Below are 21,064 nucleotides of genomic sequence, written 5' to 3'. Positions count from 1 at the left end.
ATGCCGCCCACGCGAGAATCGAGCCGGAGGTACGGAATGCGGGTGCTGGTGGTGGAGGACGAGCGCATGCTCGCCGGCGCGATCGCCGAGTGGTTACGCGAGGAGACCCACGCGGTCGATCTCGCCCACGACGGCGAGGCGGCGCTGGAGCGGATCGCGGTCAACGACTACGACGTGGTCGTCCTGGACCGCGACCTGCCGCGCGTGCACGGCGACGACGTGTGCAGGGAGCTGGTCGCCTCCGAGTCCGACGCGCGGGTGCTGATGCTGACGGCCGCCGCCCAGCTCGACGACCGGGTGAGCGGGCTGTCCATGGGCGCCGACGACTACCTGACCAAGCCGTTCGCCCTCCCCGAGCTGGCGGCGCGCGTCCTGGCGCTCGGGCGGCGCTCGCGGCCCGCCGCGCCGCCGGTGTTGCGCCGGGCCGGGATCACGCTGGACCCGGCACGCAGGGAGGTGTTCCGGAACGGGCGGTTCGTCCCGCTGTCGAAGAAGGAGTTCGCCGTGCTGACCGAACTGATGCGGGCCGGCGGCACGGTCGTCTCGGCCGAGCAACTGCTGGAGAAGGCGTGGGACGAGCACGCCGACCCGTTCACCGGCGTGGTGCGGCTGACGATACTCAAGCTGCGCCGCAAGCTCGCCGACCCGCCGGTGGTGGAGACCGTGCCGGGAGTGGGGTACCGCATCCCATGAGACTGCCGCACCCCACCCTGAGGCTGCGCCTCACGCTCGTGTACGGCGCGCTCTTCCTGGTGGCGGGGCTGACCCTGCTGGGCGTCACGTACCTGCTGTTCAACCAGCAGCTCACGCAGTCGTTCGAGAACCGGTTCATGACCAGTGACGGCACCCGCAAGAACGTGATCTTCCTCAAGCAGGACGGCGTCGAGCTGATCGGCTCCGCCGCCGTCAAGTGGATGCGGCAGCAGGAGGAGGGGGTGCGCGAGGCCGCCGTGACCTCGCTGCTCACCCAGGGCGCGATCGCCCTCACCGTCGTGTGCGGGATCGCCGTCGGGCTGGGCTGGGTGGTGGCCGGACGCGTACTGGCCCCGCTGCACCTGGTGACCGAGACCGCGCGCCGGATCGCCGCCGCCCCGATGGCCGAACGCGGCCTGCACGAGCGGATCGCGCTCAACGGCCCCCCGGACGAGGTCAAGACGCTGGCCGACACGTTCGACACGATGGTGGAACGGCTCGACCACTCCTTCGACGGCCAACGCAGGTTCGTCGCCAACGCCTCGCACGAGTTGCGCACGCCCCTGACGCTCAACCGGGCGCTGGTGGAGCTGGCCATGCACCGGCGTACCGCCTCCGACGACGTCAAGGAGCTGGGCGAGAACCTGTTGCAGATCAACGCCCGCCACGAACGGCTCATCTCGGGGCTGCTGCTGCTGGCCCGCTCCGAGCAGGAGATCGCCGACCGTTCCCCGGTGGACCTCGCCGACGTCGTCACCCACGTGGTCGCCCAGACCGCGCGTGACGCCGAGGAGGCGAGGGTCGTGGTGAAGGAGGACGCCGGTCCCGCGCCGACCGTGGGCGACGCGCTGCTGCTCGAACGGCTGGTGCACAACCTGGTGGAGAACGGCGTCCGGCACAACCTCGACGACGGCACCGGCTGGGTGCGGGTGTCGAGCCGTACGGTTCCCGGCGGGCTGGTCGAGGTGGAGGTGGGCAACAGCGGGCCGAGCGTGCCGCCGTACGACGTGCCGCTGCTGTTCAAGCCGTTCCACCGGCACGGGGCCGAACGGGTGGTGACGGCGATGAGCGCAGGGCTCGGGCTGTCGATCGTGCGCTCGGTGGCCGTCGCGCACGGAGGGGACGTGACGGCCCGGCCCCGCGAGGGCGGTGGGCTGATCGTTACGGCGACGCTGCCGGCTGCTCGCGCAACTTGACTACAAATCCTGATATTGGTCGCTATCGTAAGTAACTTCGTTCATTTCAGTATCAGGAGTCACTTCTCTCATGGCGCACGTCGAACCGCTGCGGGAGGGTGATCCGGCGGCCGTGGGGGCGTACCGGCTGCTCGGGCTGCTGGGCGCGGGTGGCCAGGGGACCGTGTACCTCGGGCGGGCGCCCGACGGGCGGACGGTGGCGGTCAAGGTGCTGCGCCACGGCGCCGGGCCGGACGAGCGGTTCGCCAAGGAGATCGAGGCGGCGCGGCGGGTGGAGCCGTTCTGCATCGCGCAGGTGCTGGACGCGTCCCTGGGGCCTCAGCCGTACATCGTGACCGAGTACGTCGAGGGCCCTTCGTTGCAGCAGGCGGGGCGCCATACGGGGGCCGACCTGCAACGGCTCGCCGTCGCCACGGCCACGGCGCTGGCCGCCATCCACCAGGCGGGCGTCGTGCACCGGGACTTCAAGCCCGCCAACGTGCTGCTCGGCCCCGGCGGGCCGCGGGTGATCGACTTCGGCATCGCCCGTGCCGCGGACGCCTCCGCCACCGTGACGAGCGGCATCGTGGGGACGCCCGCGTACATGGCGCCCGAACAGCTCGCGGGACAGGTGGTCGGGCCGCCGGCGGACGTGTTCGCGTGGGCCGCGGTCGTGGTCTGGGCGGGCACCGGGACGCCGCCGTTCGGCCAGGACACGCTGCCCGCGATCATCAACCGGATCCTGAACAACGAGCCGCTGCTCGGCGACCTGCCCCGGCCGCTGCGCTCGATCGTGTACGACTGCCTGGCCAAGGACCCGGCGGCCCGTCCGACGATGCGCGACGTCCTCCTCCGCCTCCTCAGCGGCGACGCCCCCACCCCGTCCCACCCCTCCCCCTTCCAGTCCCAGGGACCGGGACACCCCGCACCACCGGGCGCCGGTCCGGCCGGAGCCATGGGACAGGGGCCGCCGCCGAGACCCGGTCCGCCCGGCGCTGTGGGGCAGGGGCCGCCGCCGTTCCCCGGTTCGGGGGGACGGCGTCGTGGGCGCAGGCGGAGTGTGGTGCCGCTGGCCGCGGGGTTGTCGGTGGTCGTGGCCGCGGCGCTCGTGGGCGGGGTCGTCTGGCTCGCCCCCTGGTCGCGCCTCCCCGGCTTGTCCGCGCTCACGGCCCCCTCCGCCACCCCGACGTCTCCCCCCTCCACTCCCACCGCAAGGAAGTCGCAGCGGAGAAGCACCCCGAAGCCCACCATCACCAGGAAAGCGACCTCCAGGCCCACCACCCGCCGCCCCGCGGAGTCACCCACCCCCCGCCCCACCGTCACCCGCACCACGACACGTCCGACCCCCACCCCCACCCGCACCACCAAGAAGCCGGTCACCGCCGCCAGGGCCAGCGTCGGGGAGATCACCCTGTCCGGCGGCCCCGGGCAGTCCGCCGGAAGCGGCTGCTACATGCCCCCCTTGCACTTCCAGGGCCGCGTGGAATCCACCAAACGCGAGATCTGGGTCTCCTACGCCTGGCTGATCGACGGCAAGAGCGTCGAGCGCAGCAGGTCCTGGGTCTCCGAGGACGACTACAGCGCCTACATCACCGCAGGCCAGTACATGCTGAAGGCCGGCCGCCACACCGTCACCCTCCAGGTCACCGCGCCCAGCGCCACGACCAAGAGCGTGTCCCTGACCATCTGCACGATGGACGACGGATGACGATGCCGCCGGCCATCGGCCCGTACCTGCTGGTCAGGCAGCTCGGCGAGGGCGGCCAGGGCGCCGTGTACCTGGCCGAGGCCCCCGACGGCGCCCGGGTCGCGATCAAGGTCCTGCACGAGGGCGCGTCCGGCGACGGCCGCTTCGCCAAGGAGGTCGCCGCCGCGCGGCGGGTGGAGCCGTTCTGCGTCGCGCAGGTGCTGGACGCCTCGCTGGGCGGGCGGCCGTACATCGTGACCGAGTACGTCGAAGGGCCCTCGTTGCAGCAGGCGGGCCGCCATGCGGGTGCCGACCTGCAACGGCTCGCCGTGGCGACCGCGACCGCGCTGGCCGCGATCCACCGGGCGGGCGTCGTCCACCGGGACTTCAAGCCCGCCAACGTCCTGCTGGGACGCGACGGGCCGCGGGTCATCGACTTCGGCATCGCCCGCGCCGCGGACGCCTCCGCCACGGTCACCAGCAGCATCCTGGGCACGCCGTCGTACATGGCTCCCGAGCAGTTCGCGGGCGCCACCGTCGGCCCCGCGACCGACGTCTTCGCCTGGGCCTGCGTCATGGTGTACGCCGCCACCGGCGTCCCGCCGTTCGGCAACGACTCGGTGCCCGCCGTACTCGGCCGCATCCAGTACGGCGAGCCGCAACTCGCCGGCGTGCCCGAGCCGCTGCGCTCCATCGTGGCCGCCTGCCTGGCCAAACACCCCGACGCCCGCCCCACCATGCAGGACGTGCTCTTCCAGCTCATAGGCGGCCCCCGCCCCACGCCGCCGCCCTCCCCCGGCCGTCCGGCCGCCCCCCACGTATGGACCGGCCCCTCCGGCCGCCCACCCGCCGGCCCGACGCACCCCTCCGCCCACGGGCACCCCCGCCACCCTGCGGGCGGACGCCCACGGACCGGGCTCGCGCTGCTGGCGGGCGGCGTGGCGCTCGTCCTCACGGCCGCCACCGCGACGGCCGTCTGGGTGTGGTGGCCCACCGCCCCGGGCCGGAACACCACGAACACCACGAACGCCGCCGCACCTCCCACCACGCACGTCCCCGACAGCCGCAGATCCGGCACACGCCGATCAACCACCCGCAAACCCGCGAAACCCACCAGATCCCCGCAGCCCACCACCACCAGGCCGACGCCCACCACCAAACCGACATCCGCCAGACCGACGCCCACCAAACCGACGTCCACCGCCAAACCGACGACCACCAGGCCGACGACTCCCGCCAAGGGCGGCGTGACCTCTGCGGCCCTGACCTACCAGGGCATCCGCGTGGGCGGCTGCTGGCGCTACGACCTCAACGTCTACGCCGACGTGACCACCACCGTCGGCTACGACTACCAGTGGCTCGTCAACGGCCAGAGCCAGGGCAGAAAGGTGGCCACCGCCTCGACCAGGCCCGTCCTGCCCTCGATCACCTGGAAGGGCAAGGGCAGCTACACCGTGGTGTTCCGCGTCCTCACCCCCACCAGCCTCCGGCGCAGCGTCACCGTGAACATCTGCGACGTCGACAAAGGCTGGTAGCGGCCCCCGTCCGGTGGCCGGCCGGTCAGCCGAGTTGCGCGGCCGTGCGGAGGGAGCGGTAGAGGAGGCGGGGGTCGCCCAGGTGGTGGCGCAGGAGTTTCTCCAGGCCGCCGATCGGCACCAGGTTCTGGGGGGCGCGCGGGTCCTTGTAGTCGACCCCGGCCAGCGCCGGCAGGGCCAGCGTTACGGCGTCGGCCAGGTGTACGACCTGCGCCGGGTCGAGGTCGGCGCTGGCCTCGCAGCGTGCGATGCCCGCCCACGGGGCCGTCGACTGGACCGGGAGCCGCAGGTACCAGGCGTGCCTGCGCCAGCTCGTGCCCATGAGGAACACCGGCGTACGCTGCCCCGGCGTGAGCGCGGCGACCACGGCCGACTGAGGCTGCGGCAGGTACGCCGCGTGGTGCGTCTTGATGTAACCGACCGTCCGCGGCAGATGGGTACGCCCCCGCAGCGGCCCGTCCACCAGCAGCAGGTCGTCGCCCAGCGAACGGTGCCGGACCGCGAGGTCCACCTCCAGCTGGGTGACCTGGCGCTGGAGGGCGAGCGACAACTCCTCGAAGCTGGAGTCGGCCGCCTTGTTCGGCAGGTAGGCGGCGTGGGCGGTCTTCACCTCCGGCGCGTACGGCGAGGCCGAGATCAGCGACCTGTTGACCTCGATCGCGGCCGGCTCGGCCCCGTCGGGGCCGCAGCGTACGATCCCGGCGGCGTAGGAGGCGGCGATCCCGGGGACGGGCATCGGCAGGTCGGGGTCGTGCACCCACACGCGCGCGTCGATCCGGCGCACGCCGTCGGCGACCAGCAGCGTGTCGGGCGCGGCGGCGTCGGGGCCCGGCGTGACGGGCTTCCAGTCGGCGGCCGGCCGTTCGATGTCGAGGACCAGCTCGGCGCTGGTGGCGCCCAGCTCGGACAGGGCCTCGACGGCGATCGCGGCGGCGTAGCCGGGGTCCCAGGGGTCGACGGTGAAGCCCGAGGTCACGGCCCCACCTTCCGTACGTGCGAGCCCTTGGCGTCGCGCAGCACCTCGAAGCGGGCCGGCACCCGGTCGGCCAGCGCCGGGACGTGGGTGACGACGCCGATCATGCGTTCCTGGCCGGCGGCCAGGCGTTCGAGCGTGGTGGCGACGGTGTCGAGCGTGGCGGGGTCGAGGGTGCCGAACCCCTCGTCGAGGAAGATCGAGTCGAGCCCCCTGGCGACGGCCCCGGACAACGCCAGCGCCAGGGACAACGCGGCCTGGAACGTCTCGCCGCCGGACAGCGTACGGGCGCTGCGCCGCAGGCCCGCCTCCCCGTGGTCGATGACCTCGATGTCCCCGGTACGCTCGCCGAGCGCCAGCTCGTACTGGCCGTCGGACAACTCCATCAGCGTCTCGGACGCCGTGGCGACCAGCACGGCCAGGGCCTCGGCGCACAACCAGCGTTCGAAGGCGTTGGCCCGCAGGCGCAGCGCCAGCTCGTGGGCGACCTTGGCCTCGTGCTCCTTCTCGGCGACGACCTTCTCCAGGTCGGCGGCCCGCCTGCGCTCCTCGCGGACCCGTTCGAGTGCGCCGTCGGCCCGCGCGACCGCTCCGGCGACGGCCGCGCCGAGCTGGTCGGGCGTGGCGTTGCGCGGGACGGTGACGCCGTGCTCGGCCAGGCGTTCGGTCAGCTTGTGGCGTTCGGCGGCGAGCCTGGCGGTGGCCTGGGCGAGCTCCCGCTCGCGCTCGGTCAGGGCGGCGCGGGCGGCCTCGGCGGCCCGGTCGCGCCAGCCGAGCAGCTCGGACCAGGCGTGGTGGAGGTCGTCGCGGGTGAGCGACGGCGGCGGGTCGTCGGAGGGCGCGAGCACGAGCAGCCGGTCGCGGGTGGACCCGAGGGTCTGCCAGGCGCTCTCGGCCTGCCGTTCGACCTGCTCGGCGGCGGCCCGCGCGCGTTCCAGCTTCCCGCGCGCGCCGCGTACGGCGGTGCGGGCCTCGGTGGCCAGGGCCTCGGCCTTGACGATGGCGGCCAGCCGCCCTTCGATCTCGGTACGGTCGCCGGGGGCGGGCAGCGCGGCCAGGTCGGTGTCGAGCCGGGTCGCCTGCGCGGCCAGCATCGACGCCGACGTCTCGGCCTTGGCCAGGGCAGCCCGGCCCCGGCCGGCGCGGTCGCGGGCGGCGGCGAGGGCCCGGTCGGCGGCGCCGAGATCGGCGGGCCGCTCGTGATGGGGCAGCTCGGAGAGCGGGCGCAGGCAGAGCGGGCACGGCTCCCCCACGGCCAGCCGATGCGTCAGCGCGGCCGCGGCGTGGGCGTCGCGCAGCCGTTCGCGTTCGTGTTCGGCCTCGGCCAGCGCGTGCTCGGCTTCGGCGACCTTGGGGACGAGCCGTTCCAGCGAGGCGGCGGCCTCGGCCGCGGCCGCGCGGGCGTCGGCGGCCTGGGTGGTGAGCCGCTCGCGGGCGTCGAGCGCGGCCAGCGCGGCGACCGGCTCGGCGCGGTCGCCGAGCGCCGCCAGCGCCTCGAACGCCTCGTGCTCGTCGGCCTCCAGGGTCGCCACCTCGGCGCCGAGCGCGGCGACCGCGTCGGCGGCCTCGCGGCGGGCCGAGGCCAGCGTCGGCACCGCGGGCGGCATGCGCAGCGCGGCCAGCGCCGACTGCCGTTCGGCCACCGACGCGCGTTCCTGCTCGGCCCGGCCGATGTCGGCCTCGCGGGCGCGCAGCAGGTCGAGGTCGGTGTCGAGGGTGCCGGCCAGCCGCCGCAGCGCGGCCAGGCCGTCGGCCAGCTCGCGCTCTGCCTCGTCGGAGGCCCCCGCCAGCTTGGCGAGCTGGTCGCGGGCGAAGGCGGCGGCGCTTCGCGCGGCCTCCTCGTCGCGGGCGGCCCGCTGCCTGATCAGCTCGTAGACGTCGGCGTCGAGGAGCTGCACCAGCAGGTCCTGGCGTTCGCGCGGCGCGGCGTGCAGGAACTCCGCGAACCGCCCCTGCGGCAGCACCACGCACTGGGTGAAGAACTTGTACTCCAGGCCGGTCACCCGCTGCACCTCGGGGGTGACGTGCTCGCCCTCGGCGAGCGACTTCAGCACCATCTCGTACGCCACGTCGAGCGGCGCCGCCGGGTCGAGCTCGTCGATCCTGGCCTCTTTGGTACGCACGGTGCCCTTGGCGTCGCGGACCAGCGAACGCACCACGCCGTAGCGCCGCCGGTCGCTCTCGAACACCAGCGCCACCTTGCCCGAACCGGCCGAGGGGGCCAGGGCGTGGGCGATGACGTTCTCCTTGCCCCAGCGCGGGACGGTGCCGTACAGGGCGAAGCAGATCGCGTCGATGATCGTGCTCTTGCCCGCGCCGGTCGGGCCGACCAGGGCGAAGTACTCGGTGTCGGAGAAGTCGACGGTCGCCGGCTCGCGGAAACTGCCGAAGTGGTCGAGGTGCAGCAGCAGGGGACGCATCAGCCGGTCACCTCGTCGTAGAGCCGGTCGAACAGGGTGGCGACCTGGTCGTCGTGGCGGCCGGTCGCGCTCAGGTACTCGCGGAACAGCTCGCGCGGGCTGCGCGCGGCCGAGCCCGCCCTGCGCACCGCGGGCACCGGACGGAACCGTTCGTCGAGCACGACGTCGACCGAGCCCGGCAGCAGGTCGCGTACCTGGTCGGACAGGCCGACGCGGGGTTTCTCCTCCACGATCACCTTGAGCCAGTCGTCGCCCGCCTCCAGGCCCTCAAGCTGCTCCAGCGTGCCGCGCACCGTACGCAGCCTGCGCGCCGAGGCGAACGCCAGCTCGCGCACCACCGCGGGCCGCCCCGGCGTGACCTCCACCAGCAGCGCGCCGGGCGTGTTGCCCTCCTCGCCGAAGTCGACGGCCAGCGGCGAACCGCTGTACCAGATCGGGCACGGGCCGGGGATCTGCTGCCGGCGGTGCAGGTGGCCGAGGGCGGCGTACTGGGTGGAGACCGGGAAGGCGCTGGGCTCGAAGTAGTAGGAGAAGATCGACTGGGCCTCGCGCTCGCCGCCGCCGAACGCGCCGCCCGGCAGGGTGCCGTGGGTGGTGATCAGGTTGACGGTGTCGTTCTGGAAGCCGGCGGTCAGCGCGCCGACCAGCTCGGAGATGCGGGTGGCGTAGTCGCGGTTGTGGTCGGCGGCGGTGCCGGTGAGCACCTCCGCGGCGCGTACGACATAGCGGTGGGACAGGAACGGCAACACCGCCAGCCGCACCGGCTCCCCCGACCGCGCCGTGAAGGCCAGCGTGCCGCCCGCGTCGGGACGGCGGAAGACGCCCACCATGTGCATGCCGAGCTTGCCGAGCACCGGCCGGTAGACCTCGAAGAGCTGTGGGTTGTCGTGGTTGCCGGCCAGCACCACCACGTCGCGGCCGTCGCCGCGCAGCGCCATGAGCGCGTTGAGCACCAGCGACTGGGCCTCGGGTGTGGGCGCCGAGGTGTCGAACAGGTCGCCGGCCACGACGACGGCGTCCACGTCATGGGTACGGGCCGCGGTGACCAGCTCGCGCAGCACGTCGCGGTGCTCGTCCATGCGGGAGCGGCCCTTGAGCACCTTGCCCACGTGCCAGTCCGCGGTGTGCAGGAATTTCACCGAGCTCCCTTCAGAACGGCGGAATGTCGTCTTCGACGCCCGGCAACCCCTGGAACGGGTCGGCCGACGGGCTCACCCGGGACGCGGCCTCGGCCGGCCGGGTCGCCCAGGCGGGGAAGGGGAACGCGACGGCCAGCGGCACCGGGATCTCCGGCTGGGCGACGAACATGGTGCCCGGTTTGGCGATCGTGGCGCGTTCCCGGACGGCCGGGGGCAGCCAGCCGTACTCGGAGCGGGCGGCCTCGGCCGGGTCGAGGCGGCCCGCGACGCGTACGGCGCTGTTGGAGACGATGCGGCGTTCGACCTCGGAGGCGGTCTGCTGGGCGCCGATGAGGATCACCCCGAGCGAACGGCCGCGCTCGGCCACGTCGAGCAGGATCTCCTTGATCGGCGAGTCGCCCTCGCGCGGCGCGTACTTGTTCAGCTCGTCGAGCACCACGAACAGCAGCGGCTTGGCCGTGCCCGAGGTCTCCTTGCGGTGGAACTCGCCGCGCAGCACGACGCCGACCACGAACCGCTGGGCCCGTTCGGGCAGGTTGTGCAGGTCGACGATGGTGACCTGGGCGTCGGACGTACGCACCGAGTGGGCGCGGAAGAACGGCAGGTCGCCGCGGACGATCGGGGACAGCGGCTTGACCGCGCTGCGCAGCCGGCGCAGGAAGGCGTTGACGGTGCCGAGCGGGGTCTGCGCGCCGGTCCACTCGAGGCGGGTGGCCTCGTCCTGCAACTGGTCGGACAGCAGCTCGACCAGGTCGCCGAAGGTGCGGCAGGCGGTGCCCCTGATCATGACCGCGCCGCCGTCGCCCACCGGCTCGGCCCACGACTTCAGCCGGGCCGCCACCTGGCCCACGAGCAGCGAGTACCCGGCGCGCTCGTCGTCGGCGTCGGCGAAGACGAACCGCAGCAGCTCCTCCTCGCACAACTCGACCAGCGTCCAGAAGAACGAGCTGACCCCCTGCGTACGGGCCGACACGTGCGGCACGCCGTTGGGGTCGCCCGGCCGCGGCGGCGCGAAGACGTGCACGCTGCCGAACGGCTGCGCGGGCAGCCCGAGCCTGGCGTACGCGGCCCGCGCCCTCTCGTCGAGGCGGACGTTGTCGTGGTCGAGGAAGAGCAGGTCCTCGCCCTTGACGGAGAAGATCAGGGCCTTGGTGTTGGCCGACTCGGCGTCGAGCACGCCGGAGTTGAAGATCGAGTAGAGCAGGAACGTGGCGAAGGACGTCTTGGTGGCCACGCCGGAGACGCCGGAGATCGACACGTGCGCGCCGCGGGTGCCGTCGAGGAAGTCGAAGTTGACGTAGAGGGGCTGGCCGTCGCGGCCCATGCCCATCGGGACCCGGCGGTCCATCACGTCGAAGTAGAGCGCCTGGTCGCGGTCGCCCGCCCCGGCCACGAAGACCTTGGAGCCGGGCAGCGGCGGCACGAACACCTCGGGCTCGACCCTGGTCACCCGCACCTCGGCCACCTCGACCACGGCGGCGGGCAACGCGCCCTCGGCGATGAGGAACACGTCGGAGTCGTAGGCGGCGCCCTCGTGCCTGGCCTCGACCGTGGTCACCACGCCCGCCACCAGCACCGTGCCGTGGCCCGGCACCTCGCGCCTGGTCACCACGACGTCGTCGAGCTGCAGCACCTTGCCGGGCTCCAGGCCGACCCAGAACGACAGCGGTGAGGCGGCCTGGGTGCCGAGGACCCGCCCGACCGCCTCACCGGTCGCCGCCGCAGCAGAAGACGCCTCCCGGCTCGCAGCCCCGTTGACCGTCACGAAACCCTCCACCCCCAGACATGCCCTTCCAAAGGAGAGTAGTCGGGGCCCGGGGATGCGTCCGGCTCATCGAGGTCTTCGCCGCGCCGCGTCAGAACGCGAACACCGCGTCGGTCCAGGTGTGCCGAGCTCCGTGAGCCACCCACCGCAGCCCGCCGCGCCCGTGACGGACCGACCGCGACATCGTCACGCATGGACTGTCGCGGATCGAATGTCTTGCGTCGCACGTTCACGAGAGCCCGGGGCCTCCGCCGTCAGGGTGATCATCTTGATGGGAGCCATGGATACCAGCCGGGTCCGACAGAACCGCTCCGCACGACGGGGTTGTCCGGATGTGGACAGCCCGGTCAACCTGTCGGCCTCGCACACCGTCCCCTTTGTGCCACATCCGTCACAAAGGGAAATCGCCGTGCGCCTGCAACTGATCCTGCCCCTGGCCGTCCTGCTGTTCTCCACGCCCGCTCCGGACGGCGGCACCGCCGTCGTGTACACGTGCACGACCCGCGCCACGGGCGAGACGCAGACCGTCAAGATCGACCTGACGCTCACGGTGCCCGCCACCGCCGCCGTGGGCAAGCAGTTCACCATCGGCTGGCGCGGCTCGTACGTCGCGGGCGCCGAGCTCCGCGCCCCCGCCACCGGCCTGGACGGCGAGGTCAACCTGTACGCCTACGCCTCCGTCACCGGGATCGACCGGCTGACCTCGGCCACGGGCGTCGGCCGTCCCGGAACGATCGTCCCGGGAGCGGTCATCCCCCTCCCCGGAAGCGTGGTCGACGTGAAGACGACGCCGCGGCACCCCGGCACCGGCACGGTACGTCCCGCGGCCGTCAACTTCGGGCCGACCCCGCAGAAGCCCCTGATCGAGTGTGACCCGCAGGACAAGGAGGCGCTGACGTCGTACCCCCTGACCGTCACCGGCACGGGCGACGACACGGAGACCACCCCCGGCCCCGACACCACGGACACCGCGAGCACGCCCCCGGAACCGGGCTCCCCCACCAAGACGCCCGCCGCGCTGCCGACGGGCGGCGCGGACACCGGCGGCGGCGGTGAGACGGGCCCCGACGGGCGGGTGCTGGTGGCGGCCGGGGCGCTGACCCTCGCCGCCGCCCTCACGGGGTTACGCCTCCGCCGTCGTACGGACGGAACCGGCTCACCTGCGGTTCCCGGCCAGGAAGGCTCATGAGCCCGGCCGCCCCTACGCGCCGCGCGGGTCCTCCGGGGTGCTCCGGGCCTGGGATCGGGCGGCCTGTACGCCGGCCTGGAAGCGGGTGTGGGCGCCGAGCCTGGCCATGAGCTCGGCGATGCGCCGCTGGGCGGTGCGGTAGCCGATGCCGAGCTGGCGGGCGATGGCCTCGTCGGTCAGGCCGGTCAGCAGGAGGGCGATCAACCGTTCGTCGTCCTGCGGCGCCTCGCGCGAACCGGTCAGCCGCATCGGCAGCGCCCGCTCCCAGGTGCCCTCGAACAGCCTGCTCAGCGCCTCCAGCAGCCCGGAGGGGTGCACCAGGAGCGCCGCGGAGTCGGGCGACTCGTAGCGCAGCACCAGCAGCGCGAACCGGTCGTCGACCAGGTAGAGCTTCATCGGCAGGCTGGGCAGCACCCTCGCCAGCTGGCCCGCGCCGATCATCTCCTCGATCTGCCGCAGCGCGCCCGGCCGGTCGATGAAGTCGCGCTCGTAGATGACCCGGCTGATGATGCCGCGGTCCAGCAGCTCGCGGTGGGCGGCCACGCTGGCGTGCCGGTCGAAGTACGGCGGCTGGGAGAAGGTCCGTACCTGGTGGCGGGCCGCGCGCTGGAGCTGGAGGAGGCGTTGCCGTACCGCGGCGGCGCCGGTGATCACCTCCACGACCAGTGGCGGCTGCTGTCCGGAGGCGCGCTGCTGGAAGGCGTCGTCCAGGTCGGCGGCGCGTTCCCTGGCCCGCGCGAGCCCCTCTTCGGCGACGGTGAGCAGCGCGTCGAGCGCGACGTCGGGGGCGACGGCGACGTACCGCGCCGGTTCGTCCGGCAGCCGGTTGACCAGGCCCTTGCTCTCCAGCCCGCTCAGCAGCACGGGCAGGCCGGGGCCGGCGAAGCCCGCGGCGAGCCGGTCGAGGGTGGCCGGCGAGCACTCGACGAGCAGCTCGTAGAGCTCCTCCTCGGCCGGGCCCAGCCCGAGCGCTTCGAGCGTCACCGCAGCCAGCCGCGCAGGACGGCCTGGTAGCCGGCCTGGAACCGGGTCTGCGCGTCGAGCTGGACCATCATCGCCTGCACCCGCCTGCGTACCGTACGCACGCTCCAGCCGAGCTGCGCCCCGATGGCCGCGTCGGTCAGCCCCGAGATGAGCAGGGGCAGCAGGTCCTCGTGCGCGTCGGCGGGACTCCGTTCCTCGGGCAGCCGGGCCTGCCCCTGCCGCACACCCAGCGGGACGGCGCGCTGCCAGTTCATCTCGAACAGCGCGCCGAGTGCCTCCAGCAGCGTCGGGTCGTGCACCACCAGCGCGGATTCGACCAGGTGCAGATCGTGCCGCAGCGGCACGATCGCCGTCGGCCGGTCGTTCAGGACGAGCTTCATCGGCACCTCGCCGACCCTGGCCTGCTCGCCGGCGGTGATGTAGTCGGTGACCACCGTCAGCGCCCCGGGCAGTTCCATCGCCTTCCTGTCGTACAGGACGCGGTAGTTCACGCCTCTTGCCAGCAGGTCGAACTCGCGCGCGTTCTCCCCGATCACCCCGGCGTACGGCGGCGCGTCGAACACCCGGATCGAGGCGCGCGTCTCCCGCTGGAGCCGCTCGAAGCGGTCGTTCACCGCCTGCCTGCCGATCACCACCTCGACCAGCCCGGCGGCGTCGCGTTCGGTGCCCGCCCGGTGGAAGGCGGCGCTGAGCCTGGCGATGCGGCCCCGGGCGGCGGTCAGCGTCCTGGCCCTGGCGCTGATCAGCGCGTCGAGGCCCATGCTCGGGGCGACCGCGGCGTACCTGGGCGGGTCCTCCGGCAGCCGGGTGACCAGGCCGAGTTCCTGGAGCCGCGCGCAGAGCGCGGCCTGCGGGCCGGCGAGCCGCTCAAGGTCGGCGGCCGTGATCGGCGAGACCTCGATCAGCGTCTGGTACAGCGCCTCTTCGGCCGTCGACAGGCCCAGGGATTCGAGCATGCGCCCATCGTGTCCTCTTCCCGCCAACGGCGTGAAGAGGACGAAAGGTCATCTTTCCGGATATGGCGCGGAATGGGAGGTTTTGTGTGCTCGATCATGTACTACTCCGAGGAGAACCATGGCTCGCCGCCCGCTCGCCGGGCTGACCGCGTTGGGGTTGGTCCTGTCCATGGGGATGGCCACGCCCTCCCCTTCACCCGAGTCCGCCGACACCCCGGCCCCCGCCCCGGGCGCCTTACCCGCCGCCACCCAGCTCACCCTGATCACCGGCGACGTGGTGACGTACGGCAAGGCCGCCGACGGCACCCCACGCGCCGACGTCAAACCGGCCAGGCGCGCCGGAGGAGCGCCGGTGACCTTCGTGACCCTGCGCAAGGGCGACTCCTTCTACGTCTTCCCCTCCGACGCGATGGCCCCGGTGGCCTCGGGCCAGGTGGACAAGGGCCTGTTCGACGTGGCGTACCTGGCCGCCAACGGCTACACCGACGCCCAACGCCCGACCCTGCCGGTCATCGTCCAGTACGGCGCCGCCGAGCAGCCCGCCGCGACGCTGTCGGCGCGGGCCGACGCGCTCCCGGCCACCGCCTCGCCCGTCGCCCTGACCAGCGTGGGCGGCGCCGCCGTCAAGGTGGACAAGAAGGCGGCACGGGAGTTCTGGGCCGCGGCCGCCTCGTCCCCCACCGTGTCCCCCTCTGCGCGCGCGACCGCGCCGAAGGCGATCTGGCTCGACCGCAAGATGAAGCCCGTGCTCGACAAGAGCGTGCCGCAGATCGGCGCGCCGCAGGCCTGGGCCGCCGGCTACAAGGGCAAGGGCGTCAAGGTCGCCGTGCTCGACACCGGCGTCGATCCCGACCACCCCGACCTGGCCGGCCGGATCGGGGCGATGGCCAACTTCACCGACGATCCCGACGCCCGCGACGGCCACGGCCACGGCACCCACGTCGCCTCCACGATCGCCGGCTCCGGACGGTACACGGGCGTGGCGCCCGAGGCCACGCTCCTGGTGGGCAAGGTGCTCGACTCGTCGGGCACGGGCACCTCGTCGCAGGTCATCGCGGGCATGCAGTGGGCCGCCACGCAGGCCAAGGTGGTCTCGATCAGCATCGGCGGCGAGTACGAGGACCAGAACGGCCCCATCAACCAGGCGGTGAACACGCTCAGCGCCGAGACGGGCGCGCTGTTCGTCGTGGCCGCCGGCAACGACGGCGGCAGCCGTACCGTCAACTCGCCGGGATCCGCGGCGGCGGCGCTGACGGTCGGCGCGATCGACCGTGAGGAGAAGCTGGCCCCCTTCTCCAGCAGGGGCCCGAGCCCGTTCGACTACGGGCTCAAGCCCGACGTGGTCGCGCCCGGCGTCGGCATCGTCGCGGCCCGCGCGCGGGGCACGTCGATGGGTTCGCCCGTGGACGAGCTCCACACCGCCGCCTCCGGCACCTCGATGGCGACCCCGCACGTGTCGGGCGCGGCGGCCATCCTCGCCGGACAACACCCCGACTGGACGGGCCCGCAGCTCAAGGCGGCGCTCATCGGCACCGCGAAGGACGACGGCCTGCCCGCCTACCAGCAGGGCTCCGGGCGCATCGACGTGGCCAGGGCGGTCACCCAGCAGGTACGCGGCTCGGGCAACCTCGACTTCGGCTTCCTGAGCTCCCCGCAGAACGGCCCGGCCACCAAGACGATCACGTACGCCAACGACGGCGACCAGCCGGTGACGCTGGCCCTGCGCGCGAGCATGGCGGCGCACCGCGGCACCGCCCCCGAGCGGGTGCTCAAGCTGGACCGCGACACGCTGACCGTCCCCGCCCACGGCACCGCGGACGTGGCCGTCGCCTTCGACCCGTCAGGACCGGCCACCTGGTACGAGGGTTCGGTGGCGGCCACCGGCGGCGACGTGGTCGTGCGCACGGCCGTGGGGGCGTTCGTCGAGCCGCGCAGGGTCAAGCTCAAGACCGAACTGATCATGCCGGACGGCGCGACCGACGCGGTCTCCGTCCCGTGGATGTTCATACGTACCGACGACCGCGACGACCTGGACTCCTTCTACCAGACGGTCGAGGGCGAGGCGAGCGTCTACCCGGGCACCTTCAGCGTCAACACCATCGCCGCCTGGCGGGGTGAGAACGGCGAGTGGCAGCAGTCCCTGCCGACCGCGCCCGAGGTCAAGGTGGACCGGGACACCACGGTCACCCTCGACCTGCGCAAGGCCCGCGAGGTGCGCCTGGAAACCCCCCGCGCGACCGAGACCTACCTGTCCCAGTACGCCCTGCGGCGTACCACCGCGACCGGCGTCGTGGCCGACTTCCTCACCTCCTACCCGGCGTACGGGCTGCACCACTACTGGATGTTGCCCACCGAACCGGTCAAGCAGGGCGCCCTCGACCTCATCGGCCAGTTCTGGCAGGGCGCGCCGCTCGTCACGATGAAGGCCGCCGGACGCACGCTCGCCCCCCGCTACGTGGGCATCACCCCCGACATCCCCAAGCTGACCGGCAAGCAGACCCTCCCGCTGGTCGACGTGGGCCACGGCACCGACCTGTCCGGCCTGGACGTGAAGGGCAAGCTCGCCCTGCTCGACCTCGGCGACCTCTGCCCGGACACGACCTGCTCCGGCGACGGGCTCGACCGCGTGGGGGCCCTGGCGGCCGCCGGCGCGGTGGGCGTGCTCGGCTACGGCGCGTCCGGACGGGCCTTCCTCGACCCGACCGGCAGCTGGGCCTTCTACCCGATCCCGACCATGAGCCTGCCCGCCGACCAGGGCAGGGCGCTGGCCCGCAAGCCGGTCAAGGTCAAGGTCGAGGGCAGCCCGGCCACGCCGTACATGTACTCGCTGTTCTTCCCCGAGCGTGGCCGGATCCCCGCCGGGCTCGACTATCGGGTGACCAAGAAGAACCTCCAGGAGATCGACGACCGCTTCCACTCCGACCGCCCCGGCACCGTACGCATGAGCTGGACCCCCGTGCTGCTCAACGGCTCCGAACCGTTCGTCGCGTGGGGTCTCGACGGCTCCTGGCAGGCACGGACCACCGTGACCGAGTACGTCGGGCCGGTCTCGCCCGACGTGACGTGGCAGCGTGACGTCCGCATGCGGTACGACGAGGGCGACTCCTCCAGAACCGGCTACACCACGGTCGCACTCGACGTCTTCACCAAGGCCGGACGCCGGACGGAGCGATGGGGCATGCAGCCCAGAGTTCCCGGCGCCCCGCGCGACAGCGACCGCGTGATCGACTCGGGCACGCTCACCTGTTTCGCGTGCCGTACCGGCGACCTGTTCACGGCGGCGGTGCCCGTCATGGGCCCCGAACCCAACCACCAGGAGCCCTTCACCTGGAGTGCCAACTTCCAGGCGTGGGCCGGCGGCAAGGACGAACTGCACCTCTACCGCGACGGTCAGGAAGTGCCCCTGGAGGAGAAGATCGGCGCGCTCGGGCCCGTCGGGATCAAGCTGCCGACCTTCACCCTTCCGTCCGACGAGGCCGAATACCGGCTCACCGACACCTTCCACACCCCGCAGCCGGGACAGCGGTTCGCGACCGACGTCGAAACGGCCTGGACCTTCCGCTCCAAGCGCCCCGAATCCGGGATGAAGGACCTCACCGACGGCCTGTGCGCGGGCTGGCTCGTCACCCAGGTCCTGGCCCCCTGCGCGCCGGTACGCCGGCTCAACCTCAGCTACGACCTGGACCTCGACCTGGACAACCAGGCCACGGCCGGGCTCGCCCGCCGCATCACCGTCACCGGCTACAACGGCTCCTTCGGGCAGCCCGACGCCAAGCTGACCACGCTCCGGCTCTCGGCCACGTTCGACGGCGGCGCCCACTGGGTCCCCGTCCCCATGTCGGCCTCCGGCGACCACACCTTCACCGGCACCATCACCCATCCGCCCCTACCCCGGACCGACGGCACCGTCGGCCTCCGCGCCCAGGCCACCGACCAGGAGGGCAACACCGTCGACCAGACGATCCACAAGGCCTACGGCCTGAAGTAACCCTGACGAACGGCCCGACCGGGGCGGCTGGACGAACCCTGCCGACGAGCGCGCCCCGGTCCCCGTCCTGCCCCAGAAACCCCAGCCTGGCGTACCGAGCTGGGGTTTCTGCCGGAACGCGAACAGCGCACCCCTTGCGGTGAAGGGATGCGCTGTTCGCGATTGCTGTGCGCCGCCAGGGACTCGAACCCCGGACCCGCTGATTAAGAGTCAGCTGCTCTAACCAACTGAGCTAGCGGCGCTTGCAGAGAGGAATATACCGGTGATCCGCATGTTGGTCGAATCGACCGCGGTTGAGCTCCTGCCGCTAGAATAAAGTTCGGCCCGCAGACAGGAGCACCGATGTTCGACTCGCCCGCCGACGTGACGGCGCGGCTCGCCGCCGTGGACTATCTCTCCGACGACGCCATCTCCACCTCGGTGTTCCTCGCCGCCGCGCTCGGCAAGCCGTTGCTGGTGGAAGGTCCGGCCGGCGTGGGCAAGACGCAGCTCGCCAAGGCCGTGGCCCAGGCGACGAGGTCCGAGCTGGTCCGCCTCCAGTGCTACGAAGGGCTCGACGAGGCCCGCGCGCTGTACGAGTGGAACTACAAGAAGCAGTTGCTCCGCATCCAGGCGACCAGCGCCGACGACGACATCTTCAGCGAGGAGTTCCTGCTGGAACGCCCGCTGCTGAAGGCCATCAGGTCGGCCGACCCCACCGTGCTGCTGATCGACGAGACCGACAAGGCCGACGTCGAGGTCGAGGGGCTGCTGCTGGAGCTGCTGTCCGACTTCCAGGTCACCATTCCCGAGCTGGGCACGATCGCCGCGACGCGCCGGCCGTTCGTGCTGCTCACCTCCAACGCCACCCGCGAGTTGTCGGAGGCGCTCAAGCGGCGCTGCCTCTACCTGCACATCGGCTACCCGACGCCGGAGCGCGAGCGCGACATCGTGCTCGCGCAGGTGCCGACCATCCGCGCCGACCTGGCCGAACAGCTCGCCAGGACGGTCGCGACCATGCGGGCGCTGGAGCTGAAGAAGGCGCCGTCGGTCGCCGAGACCGTCGACTGGGCCAACACCCTGCTGGCCCTCGGCCGGGACGAGCTGGACGAGGCGACGGTCGCCGGGACGCTGGGCGTGGTGCTCAAGCACGCCTCCGACCAGGCGCGGGCGGTCAAGGAGCTGGGGCTGCCGGATGCCTGAGCGCAGGTCCCTGGTCGACCGGCACGTCGGGTTCGTGCACGCGCTGCGCGAGGCGGGCCTGCCGGTGTCGCTCGCCGAGGGGCTCGACGCGGCCCGCGCGCTGCGGGTGATCGACCTGAGCGAGCGCGAGTCGCTGCGGGCCGCGTACGCGGCCACGCTGGTCAAGAAGCCGGCCTACCGTCCCGGCTTCGACGTACTGTTCGACCTGTGGTTCCCGTCGTCCACGACCGGCATGTACGCCCCCCGCCCCGACGACGGCCGGCTCGACCCGCGGGCCGCCCCGGTGACCGAGCTGCGCGAGCGCCTGGCCGAGCTGCTCACCGGCAGCACGGACGCCGAGCTGCGGGAGTTCGCCCAGGCCATGGTCGAGAGGTTCGGCCGCCAGCAGACGACCGGGCCCGGCCGCCAGAACTGGTTCTCCTACAGCGTCCTGCGTGCCCTGTCCCCCGAGACGCTGATGGCCCGCATCCTGCAGAACGTGCTGGCCGGGCAGGAACGCGGCGGGCTGGCCGAGAAGACCGTACGGCAGCGGGTCAACGCCAACATCGCGCGGTTCGAGCAGGCCGTGGCCACCGACGTGCGCCGCCGGATCGCCGAGGACTCCGGGATCGAGCGCATCGCCCGCTCGGCCGTGCGCCCGCCGCTCGACCAGATCGACTTCCTGCGCATCACCAGGGCCGACCTGGCCAGGCTGCGCAAGGAGGTCTACCCGCTGGCCAGGCGGCTGGCCGCGCGCCTGACGATCAGGCACAGGAGGGGGCGCAGGGGGCGGCTGGACTTCCGGCGCACCGTACGGGCCTCGCTCCAGAGCGGCGGCGTGCCGCTGACCACGCACTTCAGGCCGCCCCGGCCGCACAAGCCCGAGCTGGTCATCCTCTGCGACACCAGTGACTCGGTCTCGTCGTTCGCGCACTTCACGCTGCTGCTCACGTACGCGCTGCGGGAGCAGTTCACGAAGGTGCGGGCGTTCGGGTTCGTGGACCGGGTGGACGAGATCACCCGGTTCTTCGTGCCCGGCGCGGACGTCGTGGAGGCCATGACCCGGCTCGCGGACGAGGCCGACATGGTCCGCTTCGGGCGCACGAACTACGGCCACTCCCTGGAGGGCTTCGCCGAGCGGTACGCCGACGCGATCGGCCCGCGGACGTCGTTGCTGATCCTCGGCGACGCCCGTTCCAACTACCAGCCGCCGGCCCTCGACGTGCTCAGGAGCCTGACCTCGAAGGCGCGCCACGCGTACTGGCTCAACCCCGAGCCGAGACCGCAGTGGGACACCGGCGACTCCGTCGCGAGCGAGTACGGCACCGTCGTCGAGATGCACGAATGCCGCAACGTCGCCCAGCTCACCGCGTTCATCGAGACCCTGGCCTGAGGGGGC

The 21,064-nt window shown here is 72.7% G+C and carries 14 protein-coding genes and 1 tRNA gene; 8 read left to right on the top strand and 7 right to left on the bottom strand.

From position 1 onward, the window contains the following. The first annotated feature begins 36 nt into the window (after positions 1-36). The 4 genes from IEZ27_RS09250 (at position 37) to IEZ27_RS54920 (ending at position 5,090) form a co-directional block, all read left to right on the top strand. A complete protein-coding gene (locus IEZ27_RS09250; RefSeq protein ID WP_189646811.1) occupies positions 37-693 on the top strand; it encodes a response regulator transcription factor in 657 nt (218 codons plus the stop codon). Next, positions 690-1,889 (top strand): sensor histidine kinase, encoded by a 1,200-nt coding sequence (locus tag IEZ27_RS09245; RefSeq protein WP_189646810.1) that lies wholly within the window; start codon positions 690-692, stop codon positions 1,887-1,889. The genes IEZ27_RS09250 and IEZ27_RS09245 overlap by 4 nt, the downstream gene beginning before the upstream one ends. Before the next feature lie 70 nt (positions 1,890-1,959). Then, positions 1,960-3,576 carry a serine/threonine-protein kinase gene (locus IEZ27_RS54925; protein ID WP_268246050.1) on the top strand — a complete coding sequence of 539 codons (1,617 nt, stop codon included), beginning with the start codon at positions 1,960-1,962 and terminating at the stop codon, positions 3,574-3,576. Then, on the top strand, positions 3,573-5,090 hold the full coding sequence (locus IEZ27_RS54920; protein ID WP_268246049.1) for a serine/threonine-protein kinase: 1,518 nt from the start codon (positions 3,573-3,575) through the stop codon (positions 5,088-5,090). Before IEZ27_RS54925 ends, IEZ27_RS54920 begins: the two co-directional genes overlap by 4 nt. A 25-nt stretch (positions 5,091-5,115) precedes the next feature. Here IEZ27_RS54920 and IEZ27_RS09230 read toward each other — a convergent pair whose 3' ends face one another. The 4 genes from IEZ27_RS09230 to IEZ27_RS09215 are packed head-to-tail and all read right to left on the bottom strand — an operon-like array spanning position 5,116 to position 11,387. Then, on the bottom strand, positions 5,116-6,066 hold the full coding sequence (locus tag IEZ27_RS09230; protein WP_189646809.1) for a hypothetical protein: 951 nt from the start codon (positions 6,064-6,066) through the stop codon (positions 5,116-5,118). After that, complete coding sequence (locus IEZ27_RS09225) at positions 6,063-8,483, bottom strand: AAA family ATPase (protein ID WP_189646808.1); 2,421 nt, start codon at positions 8,481-8,483, stop codon at positions 6,063-6,065. Before IEZ27_RS09225 ends, IEZ27_RS09230 begins: the two co-directional genes overlap by 4 nt. Continuing rightward, positions 8,483-9,622, bottom strand: a complete 1,140-nt coding sequence (locus IEZ27_RS09220; RefSeq protein ID WP_189646807.1) for an exonuclease SbcCD subunit D — start codon at positions 9,620-9,622, stop codon at positions 8,483-8,485. Before IEZ27_RS09220 ends, IEZ27_RS09225 begins: the two co-directional genes overlap by 1 nt. A 10-nt stretch (positions 9,623-9,632) precedes the next feature. After that, positions 9,633-11,387, bottom strand: a complete 1,755-nt coding sequence (locus IEZ27_RS09215) for an ATP-binding protein (RefSeq protein ID WP_189646806.1) — start codon at positions 11,385-11,387, stop codon at positions 9,633-9,635. A gap of 409 nt (positions 11,388-11,796) precedes the next feature. Here IEZ27_RS09215 and IEZ27_RS09210 point away from each other — a divergent pair, with 409 nt between their 5' ends. Next, entirely contained in the window at positions 11,797-12,576 is a 780-nt protein-coding gene (locus tag IEZ27_RS09210) for a hypothetical protein (protein WP_189646805.1), read from the top strand. 12 nt (positions 12,577-12,588) lie between these two features. On the opposite strand, the gene IEZ27_RS09205 is transcribed toward IEZ27_RS09210, so the two are convergent. Together IEZ27_RS09205 and IEZ27_RS09200 are read right to left on the bottom strand one after the other, a co-directional pair. After that, positions 12,589-13,560 (bottom strand): LuxR C-terminal-related transcriptional regulator, encoded by a 972-nt coding sequence (locus IEZ27_RS09205; RefSeq protein WP_189646804.1) that lies wholly within the window; start codon positions 13,558-13,560, stop codon positions 12,589-12,591. Further along, on the bottom strand, positions 13,557-14,516 hold the full coding sequence (locus IEZ27_RS09200; RefSeq protein ID WP_185844818.1) for a LuxR family transcriptional regulator: 960 nt from the start codon (positions 14,514-14,516) through the stop codon (positions 13,557-13,559). Before IEZ27_RS09200 ends, IEZ27_RS09205 begins: the two co-directional genes overlap by 4 nt. A gap of 118 nt (positions 14,517-14,634) precedes the next feature. On the opposite strand from IEZ27_RS09200, the gene IEZ27_RS09195 reads away from it, so the two are divergent. Next, positions 14,635-18,504, top strand: a complete 3,870-nt coding sequence (locus tag IEZ27_RS09195) for a S8 family serine peptidase (RefSeq protein ID WP_189646803.1) — start codon at positions 14,635-14,637, stop codon at positions 18,502-18,504. A 168-nt stretch (positions 18,505-18,672) separates the two neighbouring features. On the opposite strand, the gene IEZ27_RS09190 is transcribed toward IEZ27_RS09195, so the two are convergent. Continuing rightward, a tRNA-Lys gene (locus tag IEZ27_RS09190) sits at positions 18,673-18,746 on the bottom strand. A 100-nt stretch (positions 18,747-18,846) separates the two neighbouring features. Here IEZ27_RS09190 and IEZ27_RS09185 point away from each other — a divergent pair. Next, positions 18,847-19,686, top strand: coding sequence for an AAA family ATPase (locus tag IEZ27_RS09185; protein WP_189646802.1), 840 nt, complete (start codon positions 18,847-18,849; stop codon positions 19,684-19,686). Next, on the top strand, positions 19,679-21,058 hold the full coding sequence (locus IEZ27_RS09180) for a vWA domain-containing protein (protein ID WP_189646801.1): 1,380 nt from the start codon (positions 19,679-19,681) through the stop codon (positions 21,056-21,058). The genes IEZ27_RS09185 and IEZ27_RS09180 overlap by 8 nt, the downstream gene beginning before the upstream one ends. The last annotated feature ends 6 nt before the right edge of the window (positions 21,059-21,064 follow it).

Source organism: Nonomuraea spiralis (assembly GCF_014648435.1).
GTDB lineage: Bacteria > Actinomycetota > Actinomycetes > Streptosporangiales > Streptosporangiaceae > Nonomuraea > Nonomuraea spiralis.
This window is presented reverse-complemented; position numbering and strand designations above follow the sequence as displayed.